The organism is Rhizobium arsenicireducens, assembly GCF_964021225.1.
This window is the reverse complement of the sequence record NZ_CAXHYK020000001.1, coordinates 1,378,440-1,400,158: the sequence shown is the minus strand read 5'-3', so window position 1 is coordinate 1,400,158 and position 21,719 is coordinate 1,378,440. Positions and strand designations below refer to the sequence as shown.

At 62.3% G+C, this 21,719-nt stretch carries 25 protein-coding genes; 9 read left to right on the top strand and 16 right to left on the bottom strand.

Annotated features, from left to right (window positions below):
* Nucleotides 1-94 precede the first annotated feature (94 nt).
* Nucleotides 95-2,086 carry a putative bifunctional diguanylate cyclase/phosphodiesterase gene (locus ACWPVA_RS06620; protein ID WP_454286930.1) on the bottom strand — a complete coding sequence of 664 codons (1,992 nt, stop codon included), beginning with the start codon at nt 2,084-2,086 and terminating at the stop codon, nt 95-97.
* A 327-nt stretch (nt 2,087-2,413) separates the two neighbouring features.
* Between ACWPVA_RS06620 and ACWPVA_RS06615 the strand changes: the two genes are divergently transcribed.
* Entirely contained in the window at nt 2,414-2,764 is a 351-nt protein-coding gene (locus tag ACWPVA_RS06615; protein ID WP_454286929.1) for a DMT family protein, read from the top strand.
* Between the two features lie 189 nt (nt 2,765-2,953).
* On the opposite strand, the gene ACWPVA_RS06610 is transcribed toward ACWPVA_RS06615, so the two are convergent.
* The gene (locus ACWPVA_RS06610; protein WP_454286928.1) at nt 2,954-3,340 is read right to left on the bottom strand and encodes an acyl-CoA thioesterase; all 387 of its coding nucleotides are present in this window, start codon (nt 3,338-3,340) and stop codon (nt 2,954-2,956) included.
* Between the two features lie 219 nt (nt 3,341-3,559).
* On the opposite strand from ACWPVA_RS06610, the gene ACWPVA_RS06605 reads away from it, so the two are divergent.
* From ACWPVA_RS06605 to ACWPVA_RS06590, 4 genes are all read left to right on the top strand, one after another.
* On the top strand, nt 3,560-5,377 hold the full coding sequence (locus ACWPVA_RS06605; RefSeq protein ID WP_454286927.1) for a methyl-accepting chemotaxis protein: 1,818 nt from the start codon (nt 3,560-3,562) through the stop codon (nt 5,375-5,377).
* A 194-nt stretch (nt 5,378-5,571) separates the two neighbouring features.
* Nucleotides 5,572-6,153, top strand: coding sequence for an NAD(P)H-dependent oxidoreductase (locus ACWPVA_RS06600; RefSeq protein ID WP_454286926.1), 582 nt, complete (start codon nt 5,572-5,574; stop codon nt 6,151-6,153).
* Nucleotides 6,154-6,251: 98 nt separating this feature from the next.
* Nucleotides 6,252-6,920 (top strand): hypothetical protein, encoded by a 669-nt coding sequence (locus tag ACWPVA_RS06595; RefSeq protein WP_454286925.1) that lies wholly within the window; start codon nt 6,252-6,254, stop codon nt 6,918-6,920.
* A 311-nt stretch (nt 6,921-7,231) separates the two neighbouring features.
* On the top strand, nt 7,232-8,053 hold the full coding sequence (locus tag ACWPVA_RS06590) for a sulfite exporter TauE/SafE family protein (protein ID WP_454286924.1): 822 nt from the start codon (nt 7,232-7,234) through the stop codon (nt 8,051-8,053).
* A gap of 19 nt (nt 8,054-8,072) precedes the next feature.
* Here the strand turns inward: ACWPVA_RS06590 and ACWPVA_RS06585 are convergent, their stop codons facing one another.
* From ACWPVA_RS06585 to ACWPVA_RS06575, 3 genes are all read right to left on the bottom strand, one after another.
* Nucleotides 8,073-9,092 (bottom strand): GlxA family transcriptional regulator, encoded by a 1,020-nt coding sequence (locus ACWPVA_RS06585; protein WP_454286923.1) that lies wholly within the window; start codon nt 9,090-9,092, stop codon nt 8,073-8,075.
* A 294-nt stretch (nt 9,093-9,386) separates the two neighbouring features.
* Nucleotides 9,387-9,599, bottom strand: a complete 213-nt coding sequence (locus tag ACWPVA_RS06580; RefSeq protein ID WP_454286922.1) for a hypothetical protein — start codon at nt 9,597-9,599, stop codon at nt 9,387-9,389.
* A 73-nt stretch (nt 9,600-9,672) separates the two neighbouring features.
* Entirely contained in the window at nt 9,673-9,879 is a 207-nt protein-coding gene (locus ACWPVA_RS06575) for a hypothetical protein (protein WP_454286921.1), read from the bottom strand.
* 108 nt (nt 9,880-9,987) lie between these two features.
* On the opposite strand from ACWPVA_RS06575, the gene ACWPVA_RS06570 reads away from it, so the two are divergent.
* On the top strand, nt 9,988-10,884 hold the full coding sequence (locus tag ACWPVA_RS06570; protein WP_454286920.1) for a LysR family transcriptional regulator: 897 nt from the start codon (nt 9,988-9,990) through the stop codon (nt 10,882-10,884).
* Between the two features lie 118 nt (nt 10,885-11,002).
* Here the strand turns inward: ACWPVA_RS06570 and ACWPVA_RS06565 are convergent, their stop codons facing one another.
* The 9 genes from ACWPVA_RS06565 to ACWPVA_RS06525 all read right to left on the bottom strand — a co-directional run bounded on the left by ACWPVA_RS06565 (nt 11,003) and on the right by ACWPVA_RS06525 (nt 19,299).
* Nucleotides 11,003-11,218, bottom strand: coding sequence for a CsbD family protein (locus ACWPVA_RS06565; protein WP_454286919.1), 216 nt, complete (start codon nt 11,216-11,218; stop codon nt 11,003-11,005).
* Between the two features lie 162 nt (nt 11,219-11,380).
* On the bottom strand, nt 11,381-12,448 hold the full coding sequence (locus tag ACWPVA_RS06560) for an AI-2E family transporter (RefSeq protein ID WP_454286918.1): 1,068 nt from the start codon (nt 12,446-12,448) through the stop codon (nt 11,381-11,383).
* Nucleotides 12,449-12,575: 127 nt separating this feature from the next.
* Entirely contained in the window at nt 12,576-14,612 is a 2,037-nt protein-coding gene (locus ACWPVA_RS06555) for an ASKHA domain-containing protein (protein WP_454286917.1), read from the bottom strand.
* Nucleotides 14,613-14,684: 72 nt separating this feature from the next.
* Nucleotides 14,685-15,650, bottom strand: a complete 966-nt coding sequence (locus tag ACWPVA_RS06550) for a methyltetrahydrofolate cobalamin methyltransferase (RefSeq protein WP_454286916.1) — start codon at nt 15,648-15,650, stop codon at nt 14,685-14,687.
* A gap of 100 nt (nt 15,651-15,750) precedes the next feature.
* Nucleotides 15,751-16,854, bottom strand: a complete 1,104-nt coding sequence (locus tag ACWPVA_RS06545; RefSeq protein ID WP_454286915.1) for a methylenetetrahydrofolate reductase — start codon at nt 16,852-16,854, stop codon at nt 15,751-15,753.
* Nucleotides 16,851-17,447, bottom strand: a complete 597-nt coding sequence (locus ACWPVA_RS06540) for a methylenetetrahydrofolate reductase C-terminal domain-containing protein (protein WP_454286914.1) — start codon at nt 17,445-17,447, stop codon at nt 16,851-16,853. Before ACWPVA_RS06540 ends, ACWPVA_RS06545 begins: the two co-directional genes overlap by 4 nt.
* Nucleotides 17,440-17,742, bottom strand: coding sequence for a virulence factor (locus tag ACWPVA_RS06535; protein WP_454286913.1), 303 nt, complete (start codon nt 17,740-17,742; stop codon nt 17,440-17,442). The genes ACWPVA_RS06540 and ACWPVA_RS06535 overlap by 8 nt, the downstream gene beginning before the upstream one ends.
* 99 nt (nt 17,743-17,841) lie before the next feature.
* Nucleotides 17,842-18,591: a formyl transferase gene (locus ACWPVA_RS06530; RefSeq protein ID WP_454286912.1), complete on the bottom strand. Its 750-nt coding sequence runs from the start codon at nt 18,589-18,591 to the stop codon at nt 17,842-17,844.
* Nucleotides 18,592-18,651: 60 nt separating this feature from the next.
* The gene (locus ACWPVA_RS06525) at nt 18,652-19,299 is read right to left on the bottom strand and encodes an exopolysaccharide biosynthesis protein (protein ID WP_454286911.1); all 648 of its coding nucleotides are present in this window, start codon (nt 19,297-19,299) and stop codon (nt 18,652-18,654) included.
* Nucleotides 19,300-19,549: 250 nt separating this feature from the next.
* On the opposite strand from ACWPVA_RS06525, the gene ACWPVA_RS06520 reads away from it, so the two are divergent.
* On the top strand, nt 19,550-19,708 hold the full coding sequence (locus ACWPVA_RS06520; protein WP_454286910.1) for an entericidin domain-containing protein: 159 nt from the start codon (nt 19,550-19,552) through the stop codon (nt 19,706-19,708).
* A gap of 6 nt (nt 19,709-19,714) precedes the next feature.
* Here ACWPVA_RS06520 and ACWPVA_RS06515 read toward each other — a convergent pair whose 3' ends face one another.
* Nucleotides 19,715-20,338 carry a DUF1638 domain-containing protein gene (locus ACWPVA_RS06515; protein WP_454286909.1) on the bottom strand — a complete coding sequence of 208 codons (624 nt, stop codon included), beginning with the start codon at nt 20,336-20,338 and terminating at the stop codon, nt 19,715-19,717.
* A 54-nt stretch (nt 20,339-20,392) separates the two neighbouring features.
* Between ACWPVA_RS06515 and ACWPVA_RS06510 the strand changes: the two genes are divergently transcribed.
* Both ACWPVA_RS06510 and ACWPVA_RS06505 read left to right on the top strand, forming a co-directional pair.
* A complete protein-coding gene (locus ACWPVA_RS06510) occupies nt 20,393-20,551 on the top strand; it encodes an entericidin domain-containing protein (RefSeq protein ID WP_454286908.1) in 159 nt (52 codons plus the stop codon).
* Between the two features lie 83 nt (nt 20,552-20,634).
* Complete coding sequence (locus ACWPVA_RS06505; RefSeq protein WP_454286907.1) at nt 20,635-20,784, top strand: hypothetical protein; 150 nt, start codon at nt 20,635-20,637, stop codon at nt 20,782-20,784.
* 27 nt (nt 20,785-20,811) lie between these two features.
* On the opposite strand, the gene ACWPVA_RS06500 is transcribed toward ACWPVA_RS06505, so the two are convergent.
* Nucleotides 20,812-21,513 carry a corrinoid protein gene (locus ACWPVA_RS06500; protein WP_454286906.1) on the bottom strand — a complete coding sequence of 234 codons (702 nt, stop codon included), beginning with the start codon at nt 21,511-21,513 and terminating at the stop codon, nt 20,812-20,814.
* Nucleotides 21,514-21,719 lie beyond the last annotated feature (206 nt).

Below are 21,719 nucleotides of genomic sequence, written 5' to 3'. Positions count from 1 at the left end.
GCGTCAACGATGGAACAAAAGTGAAACGTGTAATCTATTGCTGACAGGAACTGTCATGCGGCAATTGCAGGGCCGCAATGCGATCGGCTCGCCGTTACGCAACCGCGCGGCGGACTTCGCTCTTGGCGCGGCGGGCGATCCAGGCGATGAGGGCCTCGACCGGCATCGGGCGGGCGAAATGATAGCCCTGGGCAATGCGGCAGCCGAGCATTTCGAGCACGGCGGCATCCTCCTCGGTTTCGACGCCCTCGACGACGATGTCGAGCTTCAGGGCATGGCCGAGACCGACGAGCGCGGCGATCAGGTCCTGATTGGCGCGCGATCCCGCGACGCCCTTGGCGAAACTGCGGTCGATCTTCAGGCGGTCGACCTTCAGGCTGATCAGATAGGCGAGCGACGAGTGACCCATGCCGAAATCGTCGACGGCGAGCTTGTAGCCGGCGGTTTCCAGCTGCTTGAGCTGTTCGCCGGCTCCGTCGGTATCGAGGATGGCTTCCTCGGTGATCTCGATCTCCAGGCGCGCCCGGTTGATGCCGTGCAGCGTGGTCACCTGTTCCAGCATGTCCGCGACGGAATAGATGGCAAACTCGAGCGGCGAAACGTTGAGCGCCACGGTCGCTTCGGCCAGGTCGAGCGCGGGCAGGCGTGTGAGCAACTGACAAACGGCGGTTGCGACGTGGCCGGTGAGTGTCTCCGTCAGATGAAGCGACTGCGCGGCCGCGACGATTTCCGGAGGCGACACGAAGCCGAGCTGCGGGTGGTGCCAGCGGATCAGCGCCTCGAAGCCGGCAATCTCTCCGGTTTCCAGATCGATCTGCGGCTGGAACCAGGTCTCCACCCCGCCGGCTTGAATGGCGGCTGCCAGATCCTGTTCGACCAACCTCTGGCGGTCGGCGAGAGACTTGAGGCCCGGATCGAATTCGCGGATCTGCCGGCGTCCCTTGCTCTTGGCGTTGTAGAGCGCCATGTCGGCCGACGCCAGCAGTTCATCGGCGCTGGAGGCGTGGTCGGGGAACGTCGCCAGGCCCATGCTCAGCGCAATGACCGATTGGCTGCTGCCGAAGGTGATCGGTGCGAGGCTTTCCTGCAGCAGTGCCTCGGCATGATCGCGACAACGCCATCTGGCGTTGGGACCGGCAACGATGATGGCGAACTCGTCGCCACCCAGGCGGGCGATCAGGCCATCGTCGCGGACGGTCGCGCTGAGGCGCTCGCCGACTGCGCGCAGCATGGCGTCGCCGGCACTGTGGCCGAGGGTATCGTTGATCTGCTTGAAGCGGTCGAGGTCGATCAGCAGCAAGGCGACTTCGCCTCCGATGGCCTTGGCCCTGGCGATGTCGCCCAGCAGACGTCCATTGAAGTGCATGCGGTTGGCGAGGCCCGTGATGGGGTCGCGGTTCGCCAGCACTTCAAGCCGGGAATTCTTCTGCTGGATGTCCAGATTTGCGATCTCCAGGGATTCGGCGAGCGCCGTCGCCTCGAGCTTCGCGACTTCGTTGCTGACAAAGACCCTTTCGGCGGAACGGTTGCTCTGGACCATCACCAACAGTAGACCGAGCACGTCCAGCGCCAGGATGATGGCGTGTGAACCACCTTGATAGGACAGCCATGCGATGATCGACAGCAGGATCGGGACGGAGAAGGCCATCGACAGTTGCGAATAGCCTATGCCGCGGATCATCGACCCGGCCGCTATGCCGACCATGATCAGGCAGATCGCCGCATCCTTGCCAACCGCGGTGAAATCGTTGACGCAGAACGGCAACGCGGCCCAGGCCAAACCGGACAAGAGGGCGCCAATAGTCATGTGTCGCAGGGCAAAGTCCGGGTTGGTGTCAATATAGTTGAAGCGCACCAGGCGGTATGCAGCGACGGCGCGAATGACCGCTGCGACGATTGTCGCTGCCAACCATCCCATGATGGCAGGCGAGAAGCCTTGAGTGAGTGCAACGATCAGGACAGCGGACAAGGAGATCGCGACATTGAAGACCAGCGTCGACCGCAGCCCGCCAACGATGTAGGCGGCTTGCGCCCCTCTTGTCGCGGGGCCGAACTTTGCGTTGGAGGTCGATGCTTGCTGTCTCAAATACAATATCCGATTGAAAACTGCTGTGCTGTAAAAAAAAGGAAGGGTCTCCTATCTCCCAAGGTTGCACCATTCTGATAAAATTCATTTAACGCTGCGGACGATTGGTGTTCGCGCTGCTCCAGGCATGTTCCGTACCTGTACTTGTGGTTGTGAAGCGGGACCTGAGAGCCGTGGCCGGGACTGGCCAGAAGTGGCCAGGACGGAATGGACGTGGCCCGGTGATTGCGGCAAGGTCTGCCTCTCATCGACGGATTCGTCGCCGGTACTCGCGCCACGTTCAGTGCCGGAGATCGGCGGGTCCAGTCATCATTCCAAGGATTTCCAATGCCGACCTTTAGTCCCGCCGCCGTATGGCCGATCGTTATGCTGGCGCTTTCCAACGTGTTCATGACCTTCGCCTGGTATGGCCACCTGAAATTCAAGGGCTCGGCACTCTATCTGGTGGTGCTGGTGAGCTGGGGTATCGCCTTCTTCGAATACTGTCTGGCCGTGCCCGCCAACCGGATCGGTGCGCAGGTCTATTCCGCGGCGCAGCTGAAGACGATCCAGGAGGTCATTACACTACTGATCTTTTCCGGTTTCTCGGTCTTCTGGATGAAGGAATTGCTGACGATCAACCACTTCCTCGGTTTCGCGATGATTGCCGGCGGCGCCGCTCTGATCTTTCGCGCGTGAGCGGGTAGGGGGAGGCATAGGCTGGTGGCGGAGGAGTCCCGGGAAAAGCGCGACAAAGTAACGGCAGTCGGGGTGCCGACGCGACCTTCTGATATCCGCAGCCGCACGAGAGGGATGCGGAATGGTGGATGGTGGGGCGAGCAGGGCGGTCTTCGCGCCCCGGAAGGCAGGGGGCGGCGGCGCTGGCGATTATTCGGCCGGCACCGGCGTTGGCTTGCCCTGGTCGTCCAGCGCAACCATCACGAAGGTCGCGGCCGTGACCTTTTCCATCGTGTGGGTCAGATAGCGCTGGGCCCAGACCTCCACCGCAAGCTTGATCGAGGTGCGGCCGACCTTGGCGATATCGGTATAGACGCACAGCGTGTCGCCGATCTTTACCGGCATGGCGAAGGCCATTTCCTGGACGGCTGCGGTGACCACGCGACCGCGGGCCCGTTCGGCGGCACGGATGCCGCAGGCCAGGTCCATCTGTGCCATGACCCATCCGCCGAAGATGTCGCCGGCGGCATTGGCGTCGCCAGGCATGGCGAGTGTCCTCAAGGTGAGTTCGCCGGCCGGTCCTGCTGTACTGTTCATCCTGTTTCCTGTCCGATGTCGCCCGATCCAGGTTGTGTCCTGCAGAAGGAATTGCCCGGCGGAAAGGGTGAGATTAGGCAATTGCCTTTCCTGCGGCAACACGCTGTCTCGCGGCCTTGTGTCTAGGTAAGCCTCCCCCAATTTAGGGTATCGTCGTTTATCGATTTCGTAAGTTTCTCATGGAATCATGGCCCATGAATATTTGGGGGAGTTCCTACCGTGAAGAATTTGAGCATATCTGTAAGGCTGTATCTGTTGGTGGCGCTGGCGCTGAGCGTGCTCGTGGCGACTCTGACCTTCAGCCTGTTCCATTCCTATAATTCGCTGGCGGACGAGCGCCGTGCCGGCCTTGCCGCAATCGACGAAACGGCGCTCGCGGTCTTCGCCAAGTACCACAAGATGGAACAGGACGGGGCGCTCAGCCGCGAAGAAGCGCAGGCCAAGGCACTCGAGGTCGTTGCCGCCATGCGCTACGGCACGGACGGTTATCTCTGGGTCAACGACATGCAGCCTGTGATGGTGATGCATCCGATCAGGCCGGAGCTGAACGGGAAGAACCTGAGCGAGAACAAAGACCCGAACGGCAAGCATATCTTCCTGGAATTCGTGAAGACGGTAAAAACAAGCAAGGAAGGCTTCGTCGATTATTACTGGCCGAAGCCCGGTTTCGAAGCGCCTGTCCTGAAATTCTCCCACGTCGTCGGTTTCGAGGCTTGGGGCTGGATTGTCGGCACCGGCGTCTATGCCGACGACCTGGCCGCCATGTTTAACACCAATGCCTGGTGGTTCGGTGCGATCATCGCGGTCAGCGTGATCGTCATCCTTTCCTGCGCCTATGCCGTGGTTCGCAGCGTCGTTCGTCCGATCGGCAGGCTGAAGGATGCCATGGGCCGGATCGCCGAGGAAAAGGTTGACACTGACATCATCGACGCTGGCCGCAAGGACGAGATCGGCGGCATGGCCGACACATTAATCGTACTGCGCGACTCCGTGCACGATCGCATCACCATGCGCGGTCGGGAAGCCGAGCAGCAGCAGCGGCTGGACGCCGAGCGGCAGAACAACGAGACCGTTCTGCGCACCGCCTCTGAGCGTCAGGATCAAGCGATCCACCAGATCGGCGACGCGCTGGAGCGTCTGGCTCAGGGCGACCTGACGGTCAATGTCGGCGAGATCAGCGCCGAATACGACAAGCTGCGCCGCGACTTCAACGCCGCCGTGGCAGCGCTCAGCAGCGTCATGGGCTCGATCAACCAGACGAGCAACGTGGTCAGCGACAGCGCCGGCAACATCAGCGAAGCGACCAACAACCTGTCGCGCCGGACCGAGCAGCAGGCAGCCGCCCTCGAGGAGACCGCAGCTGCGCTTGACGAGATCACGGTTGCGGTCCGCACCGCCTCGGAGCGTGCGAACGAAGCTCGCGACATGGTCGCCGAAACCAAGAAGAGCGCCAACCGGTCGGGCGAGATCGTGCGCAACGCGGTTGATGCCATGGGCCGCATCGAAAGCTCTTCGGCGCGCATCAACCAGATCATCTCGGTGATCGACGAGATTGCTTTCCAGACCAACCTGCTGGCGCTCAATGCCGGCGTCGAGGCGGCGCGCGCCGGGGAGGCCGGTCGCGGCTTCGCCGTCGTTGCCCAGGAAGTGCGCGAACTCGCGCAGCGCTCTGCCAATGCGGCGAAGGAGATCAAGACGCTGATCAGCGACTCGGCCTCCGAGGTCGGGAACGGCGTGGCGCTGGTACGCTCGACCGGCGAGGCGCTGATCGAGATCGAAAAGCTCGTGAACCAGGTCAACGACCACGTCACCAGCATCGCCACGGCGTCTCGCGAACAGGCAACCGGCCTTCAGGAGATCAATACCTCGGTCAACCATATGGACCAGATGACCCAGCAGAACGCCGCCATGGTCGAGGAAACCTCGGCCGCCGGCCAGACGCTGGCGGAGGAAAGCCGTCACTTGCGCGAATTGCTGTCGCGGCTCAAGCTGGATGCCCAGGTTTCGTCGCAGCCGAGCCGTCGTCACGCGGCCTGAGGTCTGGCGGAATGAGAAATGGGCGCCGGTGGGTCATTCCCGCCGGCGCTTTCGTTTGTCCGTTCGCTTGGTCGGCGCGCAGCATAGGTTGATGCCAAGCGGTGCAGATCCGGCCGAGGTCCGCCTGGAAAAGTTGGACAAGCACTCGGTTCGTGGCATCATCGCGCGTTCGATCAAGGCCAAGGGGGTGGCGCATGCGAAACATCCTGATCATCCAGGGGCATCCGGACGATAGTGAAGCCCACTTCTGCCATGCGCTGGCCGATGCCTATGCCGCCGGTGCGGTGTTGGCCGGCCATTCCGTCGAGCGGCTCGAACTGGCGGCGATCGACATAAGGTTTCTGCGTTCGCAGAAGGAGCAGGAAGGCGTCACGGTCGGGCCTGACATCGCTGCAGCGCAGGCGCGGATCGCCAAGGCCGACCATGTCGTTCTGATTTTCCCGCTCTGGCTCGGCGGCATGCCGGCGCTGGTCAAGGCCTTCCTTGAGCAGACGCTCAGGCCGGGCTTCGCCTATGGAAGCGACGGGGGGCCATTCAAGGGCGCGATGCTCAAGGGCCGCTCGCTCAGGATCGTCATCACCATGGGCATGCCGGCCTTTTTCTACCGGCTGGTCTATGGCGCGCACAGCCTGAAGGCGATGAAGGTCGGCATCTTCCGTTTCGTCGGCTTCAAGCCGATCCGGGCAAGCCTGATCGGCAATGTCGAAAGCAAGGATGGACGCGCTCGGCAGAAATGGCTCGAACGGATGAAGGCGGCGGGGGCGGCGGCCGAATAGCGGGCGGGCAGGGTGCCTAAACCAAGGCTTAACGGCCTGGTGCTAGCCTCAGGTGCAGCAGAGTGCCGGTCTCCGGTTGCGGCAGAGTGGTCATCCGTATGGCGTATTCAACCTTCCTGCAGCGCACCGCGCTGGTCATCGTACCGGCTGCCTTGCTTGTCTCCTGTATCGGTGACGTCATGGGGCCGCCGGTCAAGATCGGTGCCGCGCCTCCCTCCTTATTGTCTCCGCCTCGACTTGAGGGCCGCGTCGCGGACGACGAACTGCTCGGTCCCGTCGGAGCGCCTGTCGCCTCTACAGCGGGATCCTCGCGCACCTACCGTGGCTCTGCGGCGGCAGACTATCTCGATACGCCGAACCTTGCCGGGGTGAGCCGTAAAGAAGATGACCCGCTCGGTGTCGACGACCCGCGAAGCAGCACTGGTATTGCCGGCTCGAACGCGCCGGCAGCAACGGTCGATCAGCAGTCGGTCATGCTCGAGCCGTCTGGGCAGCAACCCATGCCGCAGACAGATGCCTATGCCATCCCGGAGGAGGGCGTGAATATCGATGCCGAACTCGGCGTCGGCGGCGAAGATGTGCTGGGCGTGGGCGATGCCGCAACGCCGGCGCCCCGGGCACCGGTTGCCGCGCAAATCATCGTGCCGCAGGGCGCCATGGCGATCGCCGAAGGGCAGACCAGCCATACGGTGGTCGACGGCATCGGCACCGACAATCCCACGACCCTATTGCCGCCGCAGGGGCAGGCGGCCGATCCGGCGCTTTAGCGGAGGCCGTGAAGCAGGGCTCCTAAGCACCATGATAAAAAGCCGGCGCGAACGCCGGCTCTTTGACCGTGTGACAATGGGGCGGGGGACATTGCCGCCGGTCGCAAAGGAATGGATCAAAATGCCTGTCTGAAATGACTGTATCGAAATCTGGCAAGGCCTGCGGCGCTTCTTGAGGCTGGGCTTCTGCAGGGGGCGTACCGCTTTGCGCCAGCCTGTCCTTGCCTGATGCGGACGATAGGATAGAAGCATCACGGATTGATGACAGGCGCGGGCCCTTGCGGCGTTCGTGCCGGGAAAGGACCGCTGCGATGCCGCCTGTTTCGGAATTGATGATGTTTGCCGGCCTGCTGGTGATAGCCGGCGGCGTGGCGGGGCTACTTGCCGGCGTCTTCGGCATCGGCGGCGGCGCGGTGCTGGTTCCTGTGTTCTACCAGGTCTTCGCGCTCGTCGGCATCGACGATGCGGTGCGCATGCATCTGGCCGTCGGCACGTCGCTTGCCATTATCGTGCCGACCTCGCTCAGGTCCTTTGCCGCACACCGGCGGCGGGGCGCCGTCGACATGCAGCTGCTGAAGGGCTGGATCATCGCCGTGCCGCTCGGGGCGATCCTCGCCGCGGTAATCGCCGCCAAGGCGTCGAGCGAGGCGTTGCGGCTGATCTTTGCAATCATTACCCTGCTGCTCGCCTTCCGCATGATGTTCTTCTCCTCCCGCTGGCACCTCGGTACCGATTTGCCGGGCGAGCCGACACGCTTCACTGTCGGCACCGGGATCGGCGTGCTCTCTGGCCTGATGGGGATCGGCGGAGGCGTCCTCAACAATACCTTCATGAGCCTCTACGGAAGGCCGATTTACCAGGCGGTGGCGACCTCCGCCGGCGTCGGTGTCCTGATCTCGCTGCCTGGCCTGTTCGGCTACATCTGGGCTGGCTGGGGCGAAGAAGGCCTTCCGCCGCTGTCGACGGGTTACATCAACTGGATCGCCGTTGCATTGATCATTCCGGTCACGTTGATCGTCGCCCCCCACGGCGCGAAGCTGGCGCATGCAATGAGCAAACGCCAACTGGAGATCGGCTTCGGCCTGTTCCTGCTTTTCGTTTCGGGCCGCTTCTTCTACAGCCTCTACGGTTGAATCGGCATCGCTGCCGGCGTCAGGCGAGGACGCTGGCGCGGTTCGCGGACTTGGTGAGCTTGCGCTCAGCGCGCTCCTGCTGGGGCGAGCGATTGAAGAGTTCGCGATAGCATTTGGAGAAGTGCGAGGCGGAAACAAAGCCGCAGGCGACTGCTACCTCGACGATCGGCATGGAGGACTGCACCAGCAGGTGACGCGCGCGGTCGAGCCGGATCTCGAGATAGTAGCGTGCCGGCGAGCGGCCCATTTCCTGGCGGAACAGGCGCTCGATCTGGCGACGCGACAGATCGGCATTGTCGGCGAGCTGGAGCAGGGACAGAGGCTCGGCGAGGTTGTTTTCCATCAATTCGATGATCGACAGCACCTTGGAATTCTGTACGCCGAGACGGGCCCTGAGCGGCAGGCGCTGGCGGTCGGTTGGGCTGCGCACCCGGTCGGTCAGGTGCTGCTCGCAGACCCTGTTGACCAGGCCCTCGCCAAAATCCTCTCCAATCAGATTGAGCATCATGTCGAGCGAGGCGGTGCCGCCGGCGCAGGTATAGAGATTGCCGTCGATCTCGTAGAGATCGGCATAGACTTCCGCCTGCGGGAAGGACTCCGAGAAGCCCGGCAGGTTTTCCCAATGAATGGCGCAACGCTTGCCGTTCAAGAGCCCGGCCTGGGCCAGAACATGGGCCCCGGTGCAGAGACTGCCGACAGCTATGCCCCGGTTATAGGCCTCGCGGAGCCAGGCGTTGACCGACTTGTTGTGGAATTCCTCGACATAGACCCCGGAACAGACGATCACCATGCTCGGGCGGTTTTCGCCCGACAGGTAGCGGCGCTCGTCAGCCAATGACGAACTGGCCTCCATGCCGATGCCGCTCGACGAATTCACCTTCTGTCCGTCGGTGGAGGCAAGGCGCCATTCGTAGGCCTGATAGCCTAGCATGCGGTTGGCAATGCGCAGTGTTTCAATCGCACCCGCAAAGGGCAGGAGCGTGAAATTGGGGACGAGAAAGAAGACCAGTGAACGAATCCTGGTCGGCGTCTTGTTCATGTTTGATGCCCAGTGTTCCCGCTTGTTTTCACCATTCCTCGCGTGGCAGGCGTCATGGCGATGTTCCGAATGCGTCACGCATCATTACAAACACGGCAGAATAGCGCGGGAAGGACGAAACTGCGATCTCCTCGACCCACTTTTCTCATTGCGACCTCGGCCGTCGTGACAAGAGTTTGGCAAATGACGCATCAATTTGAAACACCGACCGAATTTCGGGCAAGCGCCGAGAATTGGAATAGACGCGGCTCGGCCTGTTTGCGACGTGGCAGGCTGACCACGTCGCATGAGGCGTCAGAGGTTACGTGCCGGCCGGTCGATGGGCGGCCAGCCCAGATCCTTGCGCAGATCGAAAGGCAAGGATTCCAGTATTCTGGCGTTCGCTCGACGCTCGCGCCAGCGGCGTGTTGCCCTGGCCGCCGTCATCAGCACTGTGATGGAATTCGCGACCGTCGGCAAACGGCGGCTTCCTAAAATGATCCGGCTGTCAAAACCAACGATGGTCATCGTCTTCATCCTTTCCAACGGCCCATGGGCACAGGGGTTTTGCTCGCGTTGCATTCATCATTCAAGCGAATGTTTATGATGTGATCGATCTGTTTTTGTGGTGTGTTCGTTGCGTCGGGCTGACCGAATACCGCTCCGGTGGCCAGCCGATATCGCGTTTCAGTTCGGGAGGGAGAGACGCCAGCTGGCGGAGCGCTACGCGCTTGCGGCGTTCGGCGGGGGCTTGCAAGACGCCGTCTCGCAAGCGGCGGGTCATGTGGAGCAGGGCTGCAATCAACATCGTTGCCTCCTTTTTTCTCTTGATGGTTGCAGGATGCACCCTGATTGACATTCAATCAAACGCGATGATATCGTCTTTAGGATCAGTTTTATTGAAGGATGTGCGCCAATGACCCTGACCATTCGCCAGCCCCTGCCGCTGCTCGACAACGATATCCTGCGCACCTTCGTGGCGATCGCAGAAACCAGCAGCTTTACCCTTGCGGCGGACCGTGTGTTCCGCACGCCGTCTGCCGTCTCCATGCAGATCAAGAAGCTGGAAGAACAGCTGAATGCGACGCTCTTCCTGCGCGATGCGCGCTCTGTGACACTGACGGAGAGCGGCGAGACGCTGCTGCCCTATGCCCGGCGCATGCTGGCGCTCTCCAACGAGGCGGTTGGACGCTTCCGTATGCCGGAAATGAAGGGCGTGGTGCGGCTCGGCGCGCCGGACGACATCGGCGAGCGCTTCATGCCGACTATCCTGCGGCGCTTTGCCGAGATCTATCCGGCGATCATGGTCGATCTGACGGTCGATACCTCCGGGCAGCTGAGACGCCGGCTGCAGGAACAGCGCCTCGATCTCACACTGGTTAATTGCGCGCCCGGCATGGTGAGCCACGACGGCGAGGTGATCCATACCGAGCAGTTGGTCTGGGCAGGCGCCAAGTGCGGCACCGCGCATCTGCGCGATCCCTTGCCGGTGTCGATCTGGGAGGATGGCTGCTGCTGGCGGGCCGATGCGCTTTCGCGACTAGACCGCGACAAGCGCCCCTATCGGATCGCCTATCTGTCCGCCCATACGATGGCCCAGCGCGCCGCCGTGATCGCCGACCTGGCGGTGGCTCCTCTGCCGCGCAGCTACCTGACGGACGACATGACGGCGCTCGGGTCCAAGCAGGGGCTGCCGGATCTCGGCTCGTTCGAGGTACGCTTGCTGACCGGCAAGGAAACGAGCGACCCGATCCGTGCAGTCGCCGACAGCGTACGGTTCGCCTTTTCCGAGATGATCGGGATTGCGGCGTGATGAAGCGGCGAATGGGGCTTTCGTCACTCACGAGGTGACTGACTGGCCAGGCGCAATTCTGCCAACAAGCAAAGAGGCCGGACGAACAGCCGGCCTCCTGCCTTGATCGATCTTGAATTCAAAGCTTCTTGTTGATCGTGTCGGCGACCTTGTTGGCGACATCCTTCGTTGCGGCCTTCAGATCACCGACCGCCTCCTGCACATGCCCCTTGGCTTCCTGGGCCGAGCCTTCGGCCTGAAGGCGCTCGTTGCCGACCGTCTCGCCGATCTTCTGCTTGATCGTTCCGGCCGCCTGATTTGCGAGGCCTGCCGTCTTGTCGCTCATGCTTCCCATGGTGGTCGCTCCCTTGTGGCCGATGAACCGAACCGTCTCAAACGGCTTGCCATGCCACATTCTGGCTTGGTCAGCCTATACCAGTTGACCCGCCGGTAAATTGACAAAGATCAGGGGAAGGCGGGAAACGTGATGCCGCCTGGAACTGATACCTCCTCGGGATCAGCGAATGCCGTCATTTCCCTCAATGCGTTGCCTCGACGCCGAGAATATGTCCCAGGCGGCGATGAACATGGCCGCGATGACGGGACCGATGACAAAACCGTTGAGACCGAAGGTGGCAATGCCGCCCAGCGTGGAAATCAGCACCACGTAATCGGGCATCTTCGTATCCTTGCCGACCAGGATCGGGCGGAGGAAATTGTCCACGATACCGATGACGAGCCCGCCGAATGCAATCAGGATGACGCCTTTGCCTATGGCGCCGGTCGCCAGGAGATAGATGGCCACCGGAACCCAGACAAGGCCGGAGCCGATCGCTGGCAGCAGGGAAAAGACCGCCATCACCACCGCCCACAGCAGCGGGGCGCCAATTCCAAGGAGCCAGAATATCAGCCCGCCGAGCGCCCCTTGCAGGAGCGCCACCAGCAGATCGCCCTTGACCGTGGCGCGGATGACGACCGTGAACTTTTTCAGAAATTCCTGCTTCTGCTCCAGGCGCAGCGGGATGGCGTAACTTATTCTTCTGTACAGCAGGCCCTCGTCCCTAAGCAGGAAGAACAGCAGGTACAGCATGACCGCGATATTCGCCATGAACTGAAATGTACTCTGGCCGATGACGATGGCCTGGTTGGCGATATACTGGCTGCCATAAATGAGGCCGGTCGTTATTTCACCCTGCAGTGCCTCGAGACTGACAAGTCCGAAGCGATTGAGAAGGTCGGTGACCCATTGCGGCAACAGGGCAAAGACCTGACGGAACAGAAGAGCGAGATCGATTTCGCCAGACTGGATGCTGGTGTAGAAGCCAACTGCCTCCCGTGTCAGCGAAGCGGCAACCAGCGCCATCGGCAGGATCAGTATCACGACGATGACGAGAATCGTGAGGACGGCAGCAAGGTTTCTACCCAGTTGCGTCGAGCTCAAAATGCGTCTTTGCACCGGAACGAAGAGGATCGCTATGATCGTTCCCCACAGGATCGCCCCATAAAAAGGCCAGAGTATCCATGCGAAGGCCAGCGAGACGGTGATGATCAGCAACAGAAAGGCATTGTCTTCGATACTGCGCATGCTGGAGGTTTCCTGATATCGGCCTGTGGCGTCGGGAGGTCTTCCGCAGGGCGCGAATTGCCGGCCGGGCAACTGCGCACGGCGACAGTGTTACGCAGCATGCAAAGTCGGCGCAACGGGTGTCCGCCTACTCCCGGCTTCTGCGCCGTCTGCGACCGCCACCTTCGCCGTCGCCGTCCGACAGGATCTTGCGTTCAGGGAGCGTAACGACCGAAGCGAGCCTGGGGAAGGGATCGACCTTGTTGGGCAGCGCCATGGCGTCGATGAACAATTGCTGGAAATGCGGTTCCAGCGCGGTTTCGATCTTTTCGATCCGGGTTACCGTGTCCTCGATCTCGCGTCGGTGGTCGCGGTTCAACAGCGCCATCAGCGCGCCGGTACCGGCGGCATTGCCGACCGCCTTGACCTCCGCAAGGTCACAATCCGGGATGAGGCCGAGCACCATGGCGTATTTCGGATCGATGAAGGAGCCGAAGGCACCGGCGAGGCGGATGGTGTCGACGGTCTCGACGCGGAGCTTTTCCATCAAGAGCTTGATGCCGGCATAAAGGGCGGCCTTGGCGAGCTGGATGGCGCGCACGTCGTTCTGGGTCACGGTGATATTCTGCGCGCCTTCGTGCAGCAGGTAGGAGAAGGTGCGGCCGGTGGCAAGGATGCGCGGGCTGCGCGTCGCCATGGCGCCATCGACGACGCCGTCGGCGGAGATGACGCCGGAGAGATACATTTCGGCCACCACCTCGATGATCGCCGAGCCGCAGATGCCCGTAATGCCGGTGCTTGCTGCGGCCTCGGCGAAGCCGTCCTCATCCGACCACTGCTCGACGCCGATCACCTTAAAACGCGGCTCCAGCGTTTCCGCATCGATGCGGACGCGCTCGATGGCGCCGGGGGCGGCGCGCTGGCCGCAGGAGATTTCCGCGCCCTCGAAGGCCGGGCCGGTGGGCGAGGAGGCGGCAACGGTGCGTTGACGGTTACCGAGTACAATCTCGGCATTGGTGCCGACATCGACCAGCAGCATCATGCGGTCCTGGCGGTGCGGTCCTTCGGCGAGCGTCGCACCCGCGGCATCCGCCCCGACATGGCCGGCGATGCAGGGGAGCAGATAGGTGCGGGCGCCGGGATTGAGGACGAGCTCGATGTCGCTCGCCGGGCACGAGACCGCCCCGGAGACGGCAAGCGCGAAGGGCGCCTGACCGAGTTCGGTCGGATCGATGCCAAGGAAGAGGTGGTGCATGATCGGATTGGCGACGAACACCGAATCGAGAATGTCGGTGCGGGCGACGCCGCCTTCTGCACAGACCTGGTCGACGAGTTCGGAGACCGCCTGGCGCACGGCCTTGGTCATGGCTTCCCGGCCGTCCGGGTTCATCATGACGTAGGAGACGCGGCTCATTAGGTCCTCGCCGAAGCGGATCTGCGGGTTCGAGGCACCCGAGGAGGCGACGACGCGGCCGGACAAGAGCGAGACGAGATGCATGGCGATCGTCGTCGAGCCGATGTCACAGGCAAGGCCATAGGCCTCGTTGTGCAGGCCGGGCCACAGCGCGACGATCGAGGGGCGCTGGGTTTCGCTGTCGCGGTGGATGGCGGCCGTGACCGTCCAATTGCCCTTGCGCAGGATCCTCTGGACCTGAGGCAGAAGATTAGGTTCTACTTGCAGGTCGCTGTATCCCCAATCTTTTTCCAGCATGACCATCATGCGGTCGAGATCACCGAGCGGCTTGTGCATGTCGGGCTCGTCGACCTCGACATAGCAGAGATGGACGGCGGGATTGCGTTCGATCACCCGGTCGCTGGCGGCCTTGCGCACCACCTGGGCGTTGACCACGGCATCCTGCGGCACGTCGACGACGAGATCGCCCTCGATGGTCGCGGAACAGGAGAGGCGGCGGCCTTCAGGCAGCGTGCGCACCTCGGCATAGCGCTTCTCCTTCGGGCCGACCGGCGAGATGTGGTCGGCGGACGAGGTGATGCCATGCTTGGCGAAATGGCCCTCCTGGACCTCGATCTGGCACCGCCCGCAGGTGGCCCGCCCGCCGCATACGCTTTCGACATAGACGCCGAGCGAACGCGCCGCGTCGAGCACGGTCGTGCCAACCGGGAAGCGACCACGCTTGCCGGACGGCATGAAGAGGACGAGGGGATCGGCGGGCTTATCGTTCATCAGTTATGCGCTCTCGCAAACACGGGTGGAATTACCCCCTCTGGCCTGTCGGCCGGAGGGGGACTTTCAGGATCACTCGCTTGCGCCACCGCCGACGCGCGCGGCGCGCCCGCCACGGCGGCCGCCGCCGGTGGAGGCGGAGGCGGGTGAAGGAGCGGCAGCTGCGCCACCTTCGGCCGGCTTGTAGTCACGGTAGGTCTTGATCCAATTGTAGCAATTCTCGTCCGTGCCGTTCAGCACGTTGGCGGCGCGCACTGCCTCCATCTCCTGCGGGCGGCACGGGTTCATGATGGCCGACGTCATACCGGCGCCGATCACCATCGGGATGAAGCCGGCGTTGATGCCATGGCGGTGCGGCAGGCCGAAGGAGATGTTGGAAAGGCCACAGGTGGTGTTGACCTTCAGTTCCTCGCGCAGACGCCGGATCAGGGCGAAGACCTGCAGGCCGGCTGAGCCGATCGCGCCGATTGGCATGACCAGCGGATCGACGACGACGTCACAGGGCTTGATGCCGTAGTCCATGGCGCGCTCGACGATCTTCCTGGCCACCGCGAAGCGGACGTCCGGGTCCTGGGAAATGCCGCTCTCGTCGTTGGAGATGGCGACGACCGGGACATTGTACTTGGCGCACAGCGGCAGGATGGCTTCGAGCTTTTCCTCTTCGCCGGTCACCGAATTGACCAGCGGCCGCCCTTTGGCGACCTTCAGCGCCGCCTCGATGGCGGCGGAGACGGAACTGTCGATCGACAGCGGCACGTCGACCAGCCCCTGGACGATTTCCATGGTCCTTACCAGCAGGCCCGGCTCGGTCTCGTTCGGGTTGACCGAGGTCACGCCGGCATTGATGTCGAGCATGGTGGCGCCGGCGGCGACCTGTTCCAGCGCATCCTTGATGACGGTGTCGAAATTTCCCTCGATCATCTCTGCGGCGAGCTTCTTGCGGCCGGTCGGATTGATCCGTTCGCCAATGACGCAGAAGGGTTGGTCGAAGCCGATGATGATCTCGCGGGTAGCGGATGCGACGATGGTGCGGGTCATTGTGGTTCTCCGGTCGGCCACTTGGGCAAGGTCTGGGACAAGGTCTGGCGGGCCTCAAATTGGGTTCAGGCGTGCGGGGCCAAGTGCGCCGCGCCGCTGGTCAGTGCGAATTTTTCTGTTGGTGCTGGGCGGCGAGCCCGGCCATCTGCTGCTGGTCCTCGACCTTTTCCTCGCGGATATGCTCGAGCCGGTCGGCGACCATGGCGTCGGCGGCATTGGCCTCGCGCGTCCACGGCTTGCGGCCCTTCAGCACGCCCAATTCATGGACGATCTCGGCGACATATTCCTCCTGGCGATAGGCCATGACATGCATGCCGGAAATGCCCTCGATCTCCTTCACCTCGTTGATGATGTCGATGCAGAGCTGCTTGCCTTCGCGTTTCTGGTCCTCGGCGCCTTCGAGGCGCTTGATGACCGAATCCGGAATGTGGATGCCGGGCACGTTGGAGCGGATCCACTTGGCCGTCTTGGCTGAAGCCAGTGGCCCGACGCCGACCAGGATGAAGCACTTCTCGTGCAGGCCGAGATCGCGCACCTTCTTCATGTATTCGCGGAACATCGGAACGTCGAAGCAGTACTGGCTCTGCACGAACTGCGCGCCGGCCTCGATCTTCTTGGCAAGCCGGTAGGGGCGGAAGTCGTAAGGCGGGGCGAAGGGATTGATGGCCGCTCCGAGGAAGACCTGCGGCGGGGTCGAAAGCTTGCGGCCCGAAAGGAATTTCGATTCGTCGCGCATGGTGCGCACGGTTTCGAGCAGCGACATGCAGTCGAGGTCGAAGACCGGCTTGGCGCCCGGCTGGTCGCCGGCCTGCACGCCGTCGCCGGTGAGGCACAGGATGTTCTGTACGCCCATGGCAGCCGCCCCGAGCACGTCGCCCTGGATGGCGATGCGGTTCCTGTCGCGGCAGGCGATCTGCATGATCGGCGCATAGCCCATGCGGGTCAGAAGGGCACAGATGCCGACCGAGGACATATGGCAATTGGCGCCGGAGGCATCGACGGCGTTGATGCCGTCGACCCAGCCGTCGAACACCGCGGCGCGCTCGAAGACGTCCTGCGGGTCGGCGCTGTCCGGTGGGTTGAGTTCGGCGGTGACGGCGAATTCGCCGCGCCTGAGCACCCGTTCCAGCCGGCCGCGCGAGGAATGGCCGGGCAGGGGATCGAGCGGCGCGCCGGGATCTTGCGGGTTGATGTCCGGGCTCATGGTTTCTGTTCCGACGGGGTGGTTTCGCGGATGGCTGCGGCTTGCGCCGTCACCCGTAGCCAGGAGGAGGTTTCGCGCAATGATTGATTGACCGGCTTCTGCACCGCCATGATCGCGTCGCCATGGACCATGGCGCGCGAGCCCGACCAGGCCTGCACCCAGACGCAGGGCATGTCCGGCTCGACCTCGCAATGGCCGTTGGCGCGAACGCCGCCGCAGGGGCCGTTGCGCAGTTGTTTCGGACAGTTCATCGGGCAGGACATGCCGGTCGACGAGAGCACGCACTGGCCGCACATGCGACAGTCGAACAGCAGGCCCTTGACGTTGCGCTCGACGAAGGTCACCGGCCGCTCGACGCGGGCATAGCCGAGCTTGTTCCACAGCGGATGCAGGACGAGGAAGGCATTGGCGAAGCGGCCGTAGAACCATTCGAGGAAACGCGAATGGCGGACCGACCACAGCCGGATCGTGTAGGAGCGGCGGGCGCGCCGGTTGGGTGAGACGCCGCCCGGCGTATAGGCGCCGGTGGCGGCCTTGGCGGCCGGGGTGGCATTGCCAGGCATGGGGCCGGGAGCGGGTTTACCGTCAGCCATTCTCGTGGCCTCCGGCATGAACGAGGGAAAGGAGACGAGCCTTATCGTAGGCCGACTCGAGTTCGGCGGCGGCCTTGTCGGCCTCCGCCTCGAGATCGTCGCCGACCGGCAGCGGATCGCCCTTGCGCCATTCGGCGAGATAATCGTCGCTCTCGGCGGCGCCGGAACGCATGGCGGCCATGTCGATCGCCTCGGTGAAGCGCAGCGACAGCGCGCGCTTGGCCGTTGTCCTGCCCTGCTTGACGATGACCTGGGCGGGTATGTCGCGCCAGTAGACGATGATCCTGTCGGCCATGTCCTTATACTCCCCTTTTCATGCACAATGCACAGGGCGAATGCAGCAGACTGCGCTTGCGACGACGTCGCATAGAGCGAAAAGCGACGTGGCCAAGAATTACCAGATCTTGCGCCGGAAGCCGTTGTTAAGCCAGGTCCAGAGGGTCGGCGGATAACGCAGTACCGATGGACCCTCCGCCTGGTAGGGCAGAAGCCTGCCTTGCACCGCATCATCGATCGATTGCACCGTGATGTCGATCGCCGCGACGGTCAGGACCAGGGGATAGGTAGCGATGAAATCACCCTGGTCCGGCAGGGTGCGAACCTCGTAGAGCGAGCCGCCGGTATCCGTGCCGGCATCGACGAGATGGAGCGTCGCGCCGAAATTGGCGGCATCTTCCTCGGCGAGCGACCAATAGCCGCCCATCTGGCCGCGATAGTTGGGATTGATTCCCGCGTGGAGATTGATGACGGGGCAGGGCATGGCGGCCAGTGCCGCTCGGGACATCAGCCGTGTGCTGACAAGAAGGATTGCCGCGGGCTTCAGATCAGCGACGAGGGAAATGGTCTCGGCATCGTTGATCGAGGCGACGTCGTGGATTGGAATATCCGGCGCGATGGCCGGAGAGAGGCCATTTGACTGGAGAAGCGCGTCTATCCGCCTTTTGGCGAGCGGGCGCAGCAGACGAGCGGCGATCATGGTGCCCATCTGGCCGAGCGCATTGGCCCAGCCGACACGGCGCGCCCTGCGACGGGTGAGCGCCCATTTCCCTTCCGGCTGCTCGCGCACGACATGAAGGTTTGGAAAACGCCGCGCGAGTGCGTTGATCACGATCGCCGGATTGGGCCCGCCTGCGGTCATGACCATGACGGTTGCGGAAGAGAGGTTTGTTGAACCTGGTTCACTCATTTGGAAAGGCCCTCCCGATCAGAACACCATGAGCAGAACAGCGCCAGCGGTATAGATCACGAATGCGGCAACGACGATGGAAAGCACGCCGACAAATGAACCGACCAGCACGCCGATGCCATCGCACTCCGAATGGGCAAAACCAATGATGGCGAGCGCCAGCGCAGGGAGCCAGTTGCCGAACGGGATCGGCAGGAAGACGGTGATGGCGAGCACCAGCGCAAAGATGCCAAGCAGGCGTTCGGAAAATCGTGTTTCAAGGAACCAAAATCGCGGTTTTACCCATGTCTCCGCCCGCCGGAGCCAAGGGAGGATGCGGTTGACGACATTCTGAAAGGTAGCGGTCGTCACGCCGTAGTCGCCGATCCGGCGTGGCAGGTAAATGCGACCCTGGGGGGACGCGAACATCTGCCACGCGACAAAAATCAGGGGCAGGCCGAGGAGGATTGTAGCGCCTGGCGGCATGGGGACGAGGTTGGGCACGGAAAAGACCAACAGGAAGGCACCGAAGGAACGGTCCTGAAGGGCGATCGCGACGTCACGGATCGTGATGCTGTCATCGCTGCGACGCGAGAGCCGCACGAGAAGATCGGACAGATGCTCCGGTTTCTGCCTCTCGCCGGAGGCGGCGAATGGACCCACGTTCGCTCCTACTTCATCGGTCATTGTTTCTTGCCTTTTCATTCTTCCGACGACGTGATCTCATTCTGTTATCGACTGATTGCAGAGGTATTAAGGTGACGTGCAAATCATTGCGCATGAAGAACTGCGCGACCGTCGGCCTATACGGCTGAGGCAATCCAAACTGCCAGTCTACACGGGAAAGCGGACCGCGCATGAGATTTGTCGCCTTGATTTCGGCGAAAGCCGGTGCAATGGACGCCAGCGTTCTATTTTTCCATTCGGGAGACGTTCGATGACGGTAAGACCGGTTCTTTCTGCGGTGGCACTCGGCCTTTCTCTGGTCTTGCTCACCGGCTGCGGCAACACCATTCGGGGCGTTGGCCGCGATCTCGGCAATGCCGTGGACGCGACACAGGACGCCGGACGCAGCGTCGTCAATTCGGTAAAGTGAAGAAGATCATCCCGCCTTGTTCATTGGCGCTTGGAGTGCCCGTAGCGCCGGCTCGAGGTCGCCGTAACCGGTAAAGCGGTACTCATAGGCGAGGCCGAGATAGTCGGCCGCCCATCTGGCCTTTTGCTGCAGTTCGAGATCCTCGGTCTGCGCCAGATAGACAATCTTCGTGTAGTTGCCGAACACCATGTCGCGCAGTTCCGGGTGCTTGTCGAGCTTCAGCGGCTCTATGACGAAGGCTTCGAACTGGCGCGTAATCAGGTCGGTCAGATAGAAGGCCGTGAATTCGTGCTCGCATTGGCCAAGGAACTTCTCCGTGCCGGAGAAGAAGGCATAGCAGTGCGGTCCGGCGATCCGCTCGATGCCTTCCGCCTCGCAGATCTTGTCGATCTGGCCCTGGGTCCCGCATTCGGCATAGCCAAGGAAGATGCGCCCGTAACCGGCGGCCCTCGCCGCGGCGATCTTTTGACGAAGCGCCGGTGCGATCTTTTCCGGATGGACATGCCAGATCGCCGGCAGGCATTCGAGGTCGATATGATCCATGCCGTTGGCATTGCAGATGGCAACGATCTCGCGGGCGATCGCCCCGCATGCGATAATCTGAACCTTTTCCGCACTCGTGCGTTTCATGGTCGTATTCTCGACAGATTTCATATTTGCGCACCCAACCTGGAGCTTTTTATCATGAATACCCGGAAACTCACCCTCTTGGCGGTCCTCGTCGCTTCCGCGTTTGGCCTTGCTTCCTGCGGCAATACCATTCGCGGCATTGGCAAGGACACCGCCAACACCGTCGATGCCACACAACGGGCCGGACAAGACATCGGGAACGCCGCGAACTGACCAGCCTTGGCAGACATGAAACAGCCTGCCGGGCTTGTCCCCCGGCAGCATCCCCAATAATTGGAGCTACGGGAGACCGGAGCATGACACTCGACGCAGTCGCAAAGTTCAGCGCCGCCTATATCCTAACCGTCATAGTGTCCGCCGGCGGCGTGAGCCTCTGGGACGGTCTTCATCCCCGTGCGACCGGGTCCAGCGGTCCAGCCGTTGACCTTCTCGTCGCCGACCACTGATCGCGGTCAGCCTTTTGGCGATAGGCCTCAGCCCTGACCTGCCAGGCTGTTGTGCTTGCGGGCGATAAACTCCTTGGCGGTTTCGACCGCAACGGCGGCATCGCGACAATAAGCATCGGCTCCGACCGCCTTGCCGAATTCCTCGTTGAGCGGCGCGCCGCCGACCAGCACGATATAGTCGTCGCGCATGCCCTTTTCCTTGAGCGTGTCGATGACGACCTTCATGTAGGGCATAGTCGTGGTCAGAAGCGCCGACATGCCGACGATATCGGGCTTCTCCCGCTCGATCGCCTCGAGATAATTTTCCACCGGATTGTTGATTCCAAGGTCGATCACATCGAAACCGGCGCCCTCCATCATCATGCCGACCAAATTCTTGCCGATGTCGTGGATGTCGCCCTTGACGGTGCCGATGACCATCTTGCCCTGCTTGGGGGCGCCGGTTGCCGCCAGCAGCGGGCGCAAGATCAACATGCCGGCTTTCATCGCATTGGCCGACAGCAGCACTTCCGGTACGAAAAGTATGCCGTCGCGAAAGTCGATGCCGACGATACGCATGCCCTCGACCAGCGCCTGGGTCAGGATGTCATAGGGGACCCAACCGCGTTCGAGAAGGATATGGGTCGCCTCCTCGATTTCCTCCTTGAGGCCGTCATAGAGGTCGTCGTGCATCTGCTGCACGAGTTCATCGTCAGAGAGTTCCGAGAGAATGATTTCGTCGTCAGACATGGGTGCCTCCCGGCTGGTGGTGCGCGAATATGGTAACGCAGTCGAAAAGACTGCCTCATCGGCAATTAAACCTCAAGCCGGCGAAAATCTCCCTTCGAAAACGACGTCGCTCACGGCGAAAAGCGACGGACGGCGAGATGCGGCTGGCGCGATGTCTGTCTCATGCAAGTGGTTGGCGCTTTAAGGAATGTCTTCCATCGAAATTC